Source organism: Enterobacter sp. 940_PEND (assembly GCF_001059415.1).
Classification (GTDB): Bacteria; Pseudomonadota; Gammaproteobacteria; order Enterobacterales; family Enterobacteriaceae; genus Enterobacter; species Enterobacter cloacae_M.
The window spans coordinates 28,436-39,569 of sequence record NZ_JUMS01000161.1; the positions used below are offsets into that span (position 1 = coordinate 28,436).

Below are 11,134 nucleotides of genomic sequence, written 5' to 3' on the forward strand. Positions count from 1 at the left end.
TCTCCCACGGGGAGAGGGAGAAAACAAACGTAAAACAGGATATCGCCATGCTCGACAAACACACCCATACCCTGATCGCCCACCGCCTGCATCAGGCGGAACAAACCCGGGAGCAGATCCGCGCGATCTCGCTGGACTACCCGGAGATCACCATTGAAGACGCCTACGCCGTTCAGCGCGAATGGGTCAGCCTGAAAATCGCCGAAGGCCGCGTGCTGAAGGGCCATAAGATCGGCCTGACCTCCAAAGCGATGCAGGCCAGCTCGCAGATTAGCGAGCCGGACTATGGCGCGCTGCTGGACGACATGTTTTTCCACGACGGCAGCGACATCCCGGTCGATCGCTTTATCGTTCCGCGCATCGAAGTGGAGCTGGCCTTCGTGCTGGCGAAACCGCTGCGCGGCCCGAACTGCACGATCTTCGACGTCTACAACGCTACGGACTACGTCATCCCCGCGCTGGAGCTGATCGACGCCCGCTGTCACAACGTTGATCCGGAAACCCAGCGCCCGCGCAAGGTGTTCGACACCATCTCCGATAACGCCGCCAACGCGGGGGTGATCCTCGGCGGCCGCCCGATTAAGCCCGACGAACTGGATCTGCGCTGGATCTCCGCCCTGCTCTACCGCAACGGCGTGATCGAAGAGACAGGCGTCGCCGCAGGCGTGCTTAACCACCCGGCGAACGGCGTGGCGTGGCTGGCGAACAAGCTGGCACCGTACGACGTGCAGCTTGAACCGGGGCAAATCATCCTCGGCGGCTCGTTTACCCGCCCGGTGTCCGCCAGCAGAGGCGACACCTTCCACGTCGACTACGGCAACATGGGCTCCATCAGCTGCCGCTTTGTTTAGGAGAGGACCATGCAAAACGCATTCAAAGCGGCGCTGCAGGCTGGCCGCCCGCAAATCGGTTTATGGCTGGGGCTCACCAGCAGCTACAGCGCTGAGCTGCTGGCCGGGGCAGGCTTCGACTGGCTGCTGATCGACGGCGAGCACGCGCCGAATAATGTGCAAACCGTCTTAGCCCAGTTACAGGCCATCGCGCCCTATCCCAGCCAGCCGGTGGTGCGCCCGTCGTGGAACGACCCGGTGCAGATCAAACAGCTGCTGGACGTGGGGGCGCAAACCCTGCTGGTGCCGATGGTGCAAAACGCCGACGAAGCGCGGCAGGCAGTGCGTGCCACCCGCTACCCGCCCGCGGGCATTCGCGGCGTCGGCAGCGCCCTGGCGCGCGCCTCGCGCTGGAACCGCATCCCGGATTACCTGCAGCAGGCCAACGACGCCATGTGCGTGCTGGTGCAGATTGAAACCCGCGAGGCGCTGAAAAACCTGCCGCAGATCCTGGACGTGGAAGGCGTCGACGGCGTGTTTATCGGCCCGGCGGATCTGAGCGCCGACATGGGCTTTGCCGGCAATCCGCAGCACCCGGAGGTGCAGGCCGCCATCGAGCAGGCTATCGCGCAGATCCTCAGCGCGGGCAAAGCGCCCGGCATCCTGATGGCGAACGAGCCGCTGGCGAAACGCTACCTCGAGCTTGGCGCGCTGTTTGTCGCCGTCGGCGTCGACACCACCCTGCTCGCCCGCAGCGCCGAAGCGCTGGCGGCACGTTTTATCGAACAACCGGTTACGTCAGTTAATAACAATAAATCCGTCTACTAAACGTAAGATCTGGAGCGCACCATGACGACCTCTACCCTGCAAACTCATGATAATAAAGCTGTTGAACATCGCGCCATTAACAAGCTGTTCCGACGCCTGATCGTCTTTCTCTTTATCCTGTTTGTCTTTTCGTTTCTCGATCGCATCAACATCGGCTTTGCCGGGCTGACGATGGGCAAAGATCTGGGCCTTACGTCGACCATGTTTGGCCTGGCCGCGACGCTGTTTTACGTCACCTACGTGCTGTGCGGGATCCCGAGCAACATCATGCTGGCGAAGATCGGCGCGCGGCGCTGGATCGCCGGGATCATGGTGGTGTGGGGCATCGCCTCCACATGCACCATGTTCGCCACCAGCCCCGAGACTCTCTACGTCCTGCGCATGCTGGTGGGCATTGCCGAAGCGGGCTTCCTGCCGGGGATCCTGGTCTATCTCACCTGGTGGTTCCCGGCCTATCACCGCGCCCGCGCCAACGCGCTGTTTATGATCGCCATGCCGGTGACCATGATGCTCGGCTCGATCCTCTCCGGCTACATTCTGGCGATGGACGGGCTGTGGAACCTGAAGGGCTGGCAGTGGCTGTTCCTGCTCGAGGGGCTGCCGTCGGTGGTGCTCGGCGTGGTGACCTGGTTTTACCTCAACGACACGCCTGATCAGGCCACCTGGCTGGACGACGACGAAAAGCAGGCGCTGAAAACGATGATCGCCCGCGAGCAGGAGGTCGCCGTTGCCCAATCCGTCACGCCGCGCTCGACGCTGCGCGAAGTGCTGACCCCGGCGGTGCTGCTCTACACGCTGGCCTACTTCTGCCTGACCAACACGCTCAGCGCCATCAACATCTGGACGCCGCAGATCCTGCAAAGCTTCAACACGGGGAGCAGCAATATCGTCATCGGCCTGCTGGCTGCGATCCCGCAGTTTTGCACCATTCTCGGGATGATCTGGTGGAGCCGACGCTCCGACAGGCTGAAAGAGCGAAAAAAGCACACCATCCTGCCGTACCTGTTCGCCGCGGCGGGATGGATGCTGGCCTCGGCCACCGATCACAGCCTGATCCAGCTGCTTGGCATCATTATGGCCTCAACCGGATCCTTTACCGCCATGGCCATATTCTGGACCACGCCGGATCGGGTGATTAGCCTGCAGTCCCGCGCGGTGGCGCTGGCGGTGATCAACGCCATCGGCAACGTCGGATCCGCCGTTAGCCCGCTGCTGATCGGCATTCTGCGTGATGCAACCGGCAGCTTCAGCTCCGGGCTGTGGTTCGTGGCCGGGCTGCTGGTGGTCGGCGCGCTGGTGTTGACGCGCATCCCGATGACGCAGCGCGAAAGCCTTGAGCGCGAGCCGGGCATCGCGGCGCAGAAGATCCACTAGGGAGCCGCCATGTGCCAGAACCCCATTACCAACATCGACATCAGCAAGGAGTACGACGAAAGTCTGGGCACCGACGACGTGCACTACCAGTCGTTCGCGCGCATGGCGGCCTTTTTTGGCCGCGACATGCAGGCGCATCGTCACGACCAGTATTTTCAGATGCACTTTCTCGATACCGGGCAGATTGAACTCCAGCTCGACGATCACCGCTACTCGGTGCAGGCCCCGCTGTTCGTCCTCACGCCGCCGTCGGTGCCGCACGCGTTTATCACCGAATCCGGCAGCGACGGGCACGTGCTGACGGTTCGCGAGGATCTGATCTGGCCCCTGCTGGAGGTGCTTTACCCCGGCACGCGGGAGGCGTTTGGCCTGCCGGGGATCTGCCTCTCGCTGGCCGACAGGCCGGACGAGCTGGCGGCGCTGAAGCACTACTGGCCACTGATTGCCCGGGAATCCACGGAGCAGCTGCCGGGGCGCGAACATACTCTGGTCCTGCTGGCGCAGGCGGTGTTTACCCTGCTGCTGCGCAACGCGAAGCTCGACGACCACGCTTCAGGCGGCATGCGCGGCGAGCTTAAGCTGTTCCAGCGCTTTACCCAGCTAATAGATGCCCACTACCACCAGCACTGGACGGTGCCGGAATACGCCAGCGAGCTGCACCTGACCGAATCCCGCCTGACCGATATCTGCCGCCGCTTTGCCAACCGCCCGCCGAAGCGGCTGATCTTCGACCGCCAGCTGCGGGAGGCCAGACGCCTGCTGCTCTTCTCCGACAGCGCGGTCAGCGACATTGCCTGGCAGCTGGGGTTTAAGGACCCGGCCTATTTTGCCCGGTTTTTTAACCGCTTAGTGGGGTGCTCGCCGAGCGCGTATCGGGCGCAGAAAGTACCGGTATCGCCTGTTCCCCTCACCCCGGCCCTCTCCCAAAGGGAGAGGGAGTAACCGTCCCCTCTCCCTTTGGGAGAGGGTTAGGGTGAGGAAAATCACACTCTGCGATCTCTCGCGAAAAGTACCCGCCGTTGTCCCAATCGTCCCTTCACGTTCCGCCCCTCTCAGGCTTCAATTAAACAACAAAAACAAAACATAAATTTAACAACCCTATTCCGATACGAGGTCCCTATGAAGCCTGAAGATTTCCGCGCTGATGCCAAACGTCCGTTAACCGGCGAAGAGTATTTAAAAAGCCTGCAGGACGGCCGTGAGATTTACATCTACGGCGAGCGCGTCAAAGACGTCACCACCCATCCGGCGTTTCGCAACGCGGCGGCCTCCATCGCGCAGATGTACGACGCGCTTCATAAGCCGGACATGCAGGATACCCTCTGCTGGGGCACCGACACCGGCAGCGGCGGCTACACCCACAAGTTCTTCCGCGTGGCGAAAAGCGCCGACGACCTGCGCCAGCAGCGCGACGCCATCGCCGAGTGGTCGCGCCTGAGCTACGGCTGGATGGGCCGCACGCCGGACTACAAAGCCGCGTTCGGCTGCGCGCTCGGCGCCAACCCGGCCTTCTACGGCCAGTTCGAACAGAACGCCCGCAGCTGGTACACGCGCATTCAGGAAATCGGCCTGTACTTCAACCACGCCATCGTTAACCCGCCGATCGACCGCCACAAGCCTGCGGACGAGGTGAAAGACGTCTACATCAAGCTGGAGAAAGAGACCGACGCCGGGATCATCGTCAGCGGTGCGAAGGTGGTGGCAACCAACTCGGCGCTGACCCACTACAACATGATCGGCTTCGGCTCCGCGCAGGTGATGGGCGAAAACCCGGACTTCGCGCTGATGTTCGTCGCGCCGATGGATGCCGAAGGCGTGAAGCTGATCTCCCGCGCCTCTTACGAGATGGTGGCAGGCGCAACAGGATCCCCGTACGACTACCCGCTCTCCAGCCGCTTCGACGAGAACGACGCGATCCTGGTGATGGATCACGTGCTGATCCCGTGGGAAAACGTGCTGATCTACCGCGATTTCGACCGCTGCCGTCGCTGGACGATGGAAGGCGGCTTTGCGCGGATGTACCCGCTGCAGGCCTGCGTGCGTCTGGCGGTGAAGCTCGACTTCATTACCGCCCTGCTGAAGAAATCCCTGGAGTGCACCGGTACCCTGGAGTTCCGCGGCGTGCAGGCGGATCTCGGCGAAGTGGTGGCCTGGCGCAACATGTTCTGGGCGCTGAGCGACTCGATGTGCTCCGAAGCTACCCCGTGGGTGAACGGCGCGTATCTGCCGGATCACGCCGCGCTGCAAACCTACCGCGTGATGGCGCCGATGGCCTACGCCAAGATCAAGAACATCATCGAGCGTAACGTGACGTCCGGTCTGATCTACCTGCCGTCCAGCGCCCGGGATCTGAACAACCCGCAGATCGACCAGTATCTGGCGAAATACGTGCGCGGCTCCAACGGGATGGATCACGTCGAACGCATCAAGATTTTGAAGCTGATGTGGGACGCCATCGGCAGCGAGTTTGGCGGTCGTCACGAGCTGTACGAAATCAACTACTCCGGGAGCCAGGATGAGATCCGCCTGCAGTGTCTGCGCCAGGCGCAGAGCTCCGGCAACATGGACAAGATGATGGCGATGGTCGACCGCTGCATGTCCGAGTACGACCAGCACGGCTGGACGGTGCCGCACCTGCACAACAACAGCGATATCAACATGCTCGACAAGCTGCTGAAATAGCGCAGCGGGAGGTTGCAATGCATTCAGATGAACAACGCCTGCGTTTTCGCGACGCAATGAGCAGCCTGTCGGCTGCGGTTAATGTGGTCACTACCGAGGGCGAGGCCGGCCGCTGCGGCATTACCGCCACCGCCGTCTGTTCGGTCACGGACACCCCGCCGTCGGTTATGGTGTGCATCAACGCCAACAGCGCCATGAATCCGGTATTTCAGGGCAACGGCAGGCTGTGCGTTAACGTACTGAACCACGAGCAGGAGATCATGGCTCGCCATTTCGCCGGGATGACCGGTATGACGATGGAGGAGCGCTTTGCCCTCTCCTGCTGGCAGAAAGGGCCGCTGGCGCAGCCGGTGCTCAAGGGCGCGCTCGCCAGCCTTGAAGGCGAGATTAGCCAGGTGCAAACCATCGGCACGCATCTTGTCTACCTTGTTGAAGTTAAGAACATCATTCTGAGTGACGCGGGACACGGTCTGATCTACTTCAAGCGCCGCTTCCACCCGGTCATGCTGGAGGCGGAAGCCGCCGTGTGATCCCCCCTCGCGCTGGCCTTTTTCTTCGGCCAGCGCCGCTTTCTACAAAAACTCCTAAGGTTTCCGCTAAATCACGCCGTTATATAACCATAAGAGAAATTTTCTGTGACTGAATACTGACACCCTTTGTCAGCGCATCCGCATCATTCAGCGCATACCTAAATATACAGGATGACCTTATGGCTAAAACGACGCGGAGCCGCTCGGCTGAACGTCTGGTCGATATTCTGGTTGAGCTACATTTAAACGGTGTGGTAAACCGCAGTGCGCTAATGGAAAAATTTAAAATTACCGAGCGTACCGTCTACCGGGATTTAAATGCCCTATCTCCTATTGTTGAACATACCGGTAACGGGCTATATCGACTGATCCATTCTGCGCAATCGCCCGGCGGACAAGGCTTACATCACACCCTTGCTAACTTCCTGAATGCTGACAGCTTTTTCCCTGAAAGAAATACGGAATTCTGGCAGAAGCTCGAAACGCGCGTTGACGAAAACCATATTCTTATTCTTGGCAATGAGGCAGAACACACGGTAGAACGTGATATTCGCCGTCATTTAACGAAAATCGAGAAATCGATTAAAAACCATAATGTTTGTCAGATCGTTTATAAGGGGAAAACCCGTCTGATTAATCCCTATAAACTCATTAACAAAAAAAATATATGGTATTTACAAGCCACCGAAAATAGCCGCCTGAAATCCTTCTCATTGAGCCAGATTAGCTGGTTTGATATTCAGAAAACGACCTTCACGCCCGAAGAAAATGTCCTTGAGCTGCTGGAGAAAAGCCTCGACCCCTGGGTCTCTGAAAATACTTTCGCAGTGAAAATATTTATCAAAGATAATATTTCACATTACTTCCTGCGCCGCGATCTTCTGCCGGAACAGGAGCTGGTGGAGGAGCAACAGGGCGGCGTCACGCTGCGCTGCCAGGCGGCGCACGAGAACCAGATCCTGCCGCTGCTGTTCTACTGGCTGCCCCACATTCAGATTCTGGAACCGAACTGGCTGAAGGAAAAACTGATTAGAACCCTGGAGAACTATCTGGCCGTGGAGCGTAATCCGAATAATCAAGTGATCTCAATCACATAATTTCGCCCCCTGGCGGCGAGCCGGAACCGCTCGTCGCCCCCTTTGACCGCTCACCCGGCACTTTCAACCACTCATTCATTTACCGTCCTTTACACGCGCGAGGATCTGGCACGATCGCTCCAGCATTAATCAATACTTCCTCACAACGAACCCTGACCCTTTTTTCTTTACATAAAAAACCAGGTCTTACTATGGATACTAAAAAACTACTGAAGCACGTGCCCTGGGCCTTACTCGGGATCCTCGGCGCTTTTTGTCTGGCGGTTGTCGCATTACGCCGGGGCGAACACGTAAGCGCCCTGTGGATCGTGGTCGCGTCGGTTTCCGTCTATCTTGTTGCTTATCGCTACTACAGCTTGTACATCGCGCAGAAGGTCATGAAGCTCGACCCAACGCGCGCCACCCCGGCGGTCATTAACAATGACGGCCTGAACTACGTGCCAACCAACCGCTACGTGCTGTTTGGTCACCACTTTGCCGCTATCGCCGGCGCAGGCCCGCTGGTTGGCCCGGTGCTGGCCGCGCAGATGGGCTACCTGCCGGGAACCCTGTGGCTGCTCGCCGGCGTGGTGCTGGCGGGTGCGGTGCAGGACTTTATGGTGCTGTTTATCTCTTCTCGCCGTAACGGGGCCTCTCTGGGTGAGATGGTCAAAGAAGAGATGGGCCGCGTGCCGGGGACTATCGCCCTGTTCGGCTGCTTCCTGATTATGATCATCATCCTCGCGGTGCTGGCCCTGATCGTGGTGAAAGCGCTGGCCGAAAGCCCGTGGGGTGTCTTCACCGTATGCTCAACCGTGCCGATTGCGCTGTTCATGGGTATCTACATGCGCTTCCTGCGTCCGGGACGCGTGGGCGAAGTGTCGGTGATTGGTATCGTGCTGCTGGTGGCCTCCATCTACTTCGGCGGCGTGATTGCGCACGACCCGTACTGGGGCCCGGCGCTGACCTTCAAGGACACCACCATTACCTTCGCGCTGATTGGCTATGCGTTTATCTCCGCGCTGCTGCCGGTCTGGCTGATTCTGGCCCCGCGTGACTACCTCGCGACCTTCCTCAAAATCGGCGTTATCGTCGGTCTGGCGATCGGCATCCTGGTGATTAACCCGGATCTGAAAATGCCGGCAGTGACCCAGTACATCGACGGTACCGGCCCGCTGTGGAAAGGCGCCCTGTTCCCGTTCCTGTTCATCACCATCGCCTGCGGTGCGGTCTCCGGCTTCCACGCCCTGATTGCCTCCGGTACCACGCCTAAGCTGCTGGCGAACGAGAAAGACGCGCGTCTGATCGGCTACGGCGCAATGCTGATGGAGTCCTTCGTAGCGATCATGGCGCTGGTTGCCGCGTCTATCATCGAACCGGGTCTCTACTTCGCGATGAACACCCCACCGGCGGGCCTCGGCATCAACATGCCAAACCTGCACGAAATGGGCGGCGACAACGCGGCGCTGATTATGGCGCAGCTGAAGGACGCGAGCGCACACGCGGCGGCGACCGTTAGCTCCTGGGGCTTCGTGATTTCGCCAGAGCAAATCATGCAGACGGCGAAGGACATCGGCGAACCGTCCGTGCTGAACCGCGCCGGTGGTGCACCGACGCTGGCGGTGGGTATCGCACACGTGTTCCACAAGGTGCTGCCGTGGGCGGACATGGGCTTCTGGTACCACTTCGGTATTTTGTTCGAAGCGCTGTTCATCCTGACCGCGCTGGACGCCGGTACCCGTGCGGGCCGCTTCATGCTGCAGGACCTGCTCGGTAACTTCGTGCCGTTCCTGAAGAAAACCGACTCTCTGGTAGCGGGCATTCTGGGTACTGCGGGCTGCGTCGGACTGTGGGGCTACCTGCTGTATCAGGGCGTTGTCGACCCGCTCGGCGGCGTGAAGAGCCTGTGGCCGCTGTTCGGTATCTCTAACCAGATGCTCGCAGCCGTTGCTCTGGTGCTGGGTACCGTGGTCCTCGTGAAGATGAAGCGCACCAAATACATCTGGGTAACCGTTGTTCCTGCGCTGTGGCTGCTGCTCTGCACCACCTGGGCGCTTGGCCTGAAGCTGTTCAGCGCCAACCCGCAGCTGGAAGGCTTCTTCTTCATGGCTAACCAGTACAAAGAGAAGATTGCCGCAGGCGGCGCGGACCTGACCGCGCAGCAGATTGCCAACATGAACCATATCGTGGTGAACAACTACACCAACGCGGGTCTGAGCATTCTGTTCCTGGTGGTGGTGTACAGCATCATCTTCTACGGCATCAAAACCTGGCTGAACGTTCGCAACGCCGACGGCCGTACGGATAAAGAAACCCCGTACGTGCCGGTGCCGGAAGGCGGCGTGAAGACCTCTTCACACCATTAATCCGCAATCCCAGCCCTCTCCCTTTGGGAGAGGGCTGGGATGAGGGAAACATAAGCCCAGCGGACTCACATCGCCGGGCTTTTTCTGTCTGGAACCCACAATGTTTGGTAACTTAGGCGAAGCAAAAAAATACCTCGGTCAGGCGGCGAAAATGCTGATTGGCATTCCGGACTATGACAACTACGTTGAGCACATGAAGACCAACCATCCGGATAAGCCGTACATGACCTATACCGAATTCTTCCGCGAGCGTCAGGAAGCGCGCTACGGCGGAAGTGGAGAAGGCGGCGTCCGCTGCTGCTAAAGGAGAGACCATGACCCCGATTGCCGTTACCCTGCTGACCGGTTTTCTCGGCGCCGGTAAAACCACCCTGCTGCGCCACATCCTGAACGAACAGCACGGCTTCAAAATCGCCGTCATCGAAAACGAATTCGGTGAGGTCTCCGTTGACGATCAATTGATCGGCGATCGCGCCACCCAGATCAAAACTCTGACCAACGGCTGCATCTGCTGCACCCGCTCTAACGAATTAGAAGACGCCCTGCTGGACCTGCTCGACAGCCGCGATCGCGGCGAGATCGACTTTGACCGCCTGGTGATCGAATGCACCGGCATGGCCGACCCCGGCCCGATTATTCAGACCTTTTTCTCTCACGAGATCCTCTGCCAGCGCTACCTGCTGGACGGCGTGATTGCCCTGGTGGATGCGGTTCACGCCGACGAGCAGATGAACCAGTTCACCATCGCCCAGTCTCAGGTGGGCTACGCCGACCGCATCCTGCTGACCAAAACCGACGTGGCGGGCGAAAGCGAAAAACTGCGCGAGCGCCTGACGCGCATTAACTCCCGCGCGCCGGTTTACACGGTGACGCACGGCGACATCGATCTGTCTCAGCTGTTCAACACCAACGGCTTTATGCTGGAAGAGAACGTCACCGCGAAACCGCGCTTCCACTTTATGGGAGATAAGCAAAACGACGTTGCGTCGATTGTGGTCGAGCTGGACTACCCGGTGGACATCGGCGAGGTTTCGCGCGTGATGGAAAACCTGCTGCTGTCGTTTGCCGACAAGCTGCTGCGCTACAAAGGGATGCTGTGGATTGACGGCGAGCCGAACCGCCTGCTGTTCCAGGGCGTACAGCGCCTGTACAGCGCCGACTGGGATCGCCCCTGGGGCGAGGAAGCGCCGCGCAGCGTGATGGTGTTTATAGGCATACAGCTGCCGGAAGAAGAAATTCGGGCGGCGTTTGCGGGGCTGAAGAAATAACCGCTATGCATCTCCTCTCCCCTGTGGGGCTGAGGGATCCCCGGTAATTTTTTAACCTGAAGCGATGAATGTTGCTTCAGAAAAATTAATGGCTTACAGCGATGCCCTGGTCCGGCTGTAAATCGCCGAGGCGTTTCCGTAAGGCCGGGGCGAGGCGCAGGGATGCGCCGAGAGGGCGTG

At 59.5% G+C, this 11,134-nt stretch carries 10 protein-coding genes; all 10 read left to right on the forward strand.

Annotated features, from left to right (window positions below; translation table 11 throughout):
* Positions 1-47 precede the first annotated feature (47 nt).
* The 10 genes from hpaH (at position 48) to yjiA (ending at position 10,954) form a co-directional block, all read left to right on the forward strand.
* On the forward strand, positions 48-851 hold the full coding sequence (hpaH, locus tag ADJ24_RS22080; RefSeq protein ID WP_023310279.1) for a 2-oxo-hept-4-ene-1,7-dioate hydratase: 804 nt from the start codon (positions 48-50) through the stop codon (positions 849-851).
* Positions 852-860: 9 nt separating this feature from the next.
* Complete coding sequence (gene hpaI / locus ADJ24_RS22085) at positions 861-1,658, forward strand: 4-hydroxy-2-oxoheptanedioate aldolase (RefSeq protein ID WP_023310278.1); 798 nt, start codon at positions 861-863, stop codon at positions 1,656-1,658.
* Positions 1,659-1,679: 21 nt separating this feature from the next.
* On the forward strand, positions 1,680-3,032 hold the full coding sequence (hpaX, locus tag ADJ24_RS22090; protein ID WP_023310277.1) for a 4-hydroxyphenylacetate permease: 1,353 nt from the start codon (positions 1,680-1,682) through the stop codon (positions 3,030-3,032).
* A 9-nt stretch (positions 3,033-3,041) separates the two neighbouring features.
* Positions 3,042-3,974: a 4-hydroxyphenylacetate catabolism regulatory protein HpaA gene (hpaA, locus tag ADJ24_RS22095; protein WP_023310276.1), complete on the forward strand. Its 933-nt coding sequence runs from the start codon at positions 3,042-3,044 to the stop codon at positions 3,972-3,974.
* A 177-nt stretch (positions 3,975-4,151) separates the two neighbouring features.
* Positions 4,152-5,714: a 4-hydroxyphenylacetate 3-monooxygenase, oxygenase component gene (gene hpaB / locus ADJ24_RS22100; RefSeq protein ID WP_023310275.1), complete on the forward strand. Its 1,563-nt coding sequence runs from the start codon at positions 4,152-4,154 to the stop codon at positions 5,712-5,714.
* A 17-nt stretch (positions 5,715-5,731) separates the two neighbouring features.
* A complete protein-coding gene (locus tag ADJ24_RS22105; protein WP_023310274.1) occupies positions 5,732-6,244 on the forward strand; it encodes a 4-hydroxyphenylacetate 3-monooxygenase reductase subunit in 513 nt (170 codons plus the stop codon).
* 179 nt (positions 6,245-6,423) lie between these two features.
* Positions 6,424-7,341 (forward strand): helix-turn-helix transcriptional regulator, encoded by a 918-nt coding sequence (locus ADJ24_RS22110; RefSeq protein WP_023310273.1) that lies wholly within the window; start codon positions 6,424-6,426, stop codon positions 7,339-7,341.
* A gap of 191 nt (positions 7,342-7,532) precedes the next feature.
* Complete coding sequence (locus tag ADJ24_RS22115) at positions 7,533-9,686, forward strand: carbon starvation CstA family protein (protein WP_023310272.1); 2,154 nt, start codon at positions 7,533-7,535, stop codon at positions 9,684-9,686.
* Between the two features lie 100 nt (positions 9,687-9,786).
* Positions 9,787-9,990, forward strand: a complete 204-nt coding sequence (locus tag ADJ24_RS22120) for a YbdD/YjiX family protein (RefSeq protein ID WP_003856610.1) — start codon at positions 9,787-9,789, stop codon at positions 9,988-9,990.
* A 10-nt stretch (positions 9,991-10,000) separates the two neighbouring features.
* Positions 10,001-10,954 carry a GTPase gene (gene yjiA, locus ADJ24_RS22125; protein WP_023310271.1) on the forward strand — a complete coding sequence of 318 codons (954 nt, stop codon included), beginning with the start codon at positions 10,001-10,003 and terminating at the stop codon, positions 10,952-10,954.
* Positions 10,955-11,134: the final 180 nt, after the last annotated feature.

What these genes read in the sequence shown, in the direction of transcription:
- ADJ24_RS22120 (WP_003856610.1), top strand. Translation starts at nt 9,787, where the DNA reads ATGTTTGGTAACTTAGGCGAAGCAAAAAAATACCTCGGTCAGGCGGCG.
- yjiA (WP_023310271.1), top strand. Translation starts at nt 10,001, where the DNA reads ATGACCCCGATTGCCGTTACCCTGCTGACCGGTTTTCTCGGCGCCGGT.
- hpaI (WP_023310278.1), top strand. Translation starts at nt 861, where the DNA reads ATGCAAAACGCATTCAAAGCGGCGCTGCAGGCTGGCCGCCCGCAAATC.
- hpaX (WP_023310277.1), top strand. Translation starts at nt 1,680, where the DNA reads ATGACGACCTCTACCCTGCAAACTCATGATAATAAAGCTGTTGAACAT.
- ADJ24_RS22110 (WP_023310273.1), top strand. Translation starts at nt 6,424, where the DNA reads ATGGCTAAAACGACGCGGAGCCGCTCGGCTGAACGTCTGGTCGATATT.
- hpaA (WP_023310276.1), top strand. Translation starts at nt 3,042, where the DNA reads ATGTGCCAGAACCCCATTACCAACATCGACATCAGCAAGGAGTACGAC.
- ADJ24_RS22105 (WP_023310274.1), top strand. Translation starts at nt 5,732, where the DNA reads ATGCATTCAGATGAACAACGCCTGCGTTTTCGCGACGCAATGAGCAGC.
- hpaB (WP_023310275.1), top strand. Translation starts at nt 4,152, where the DNA reads ATGAAGCCTGAAGATTTCCGCGCTGATGCCAAACGTCCGTTAACCGGC.
- ADJ24_RS22115 (WP_023310272.1), top strand. Translation starts at nt 7,533, where the DNA reads ATGGATACTAAAAAACTACTGAAGCACGTGCCCTGGGCCTTACTCGGG.
- hpaH (WP_023310279.1), top strand. Translation starts at nt 48, where the DNA reads ATGCTCGACAAACACACCCATACCCTGATCGCCCACCGCCTGCATCAG.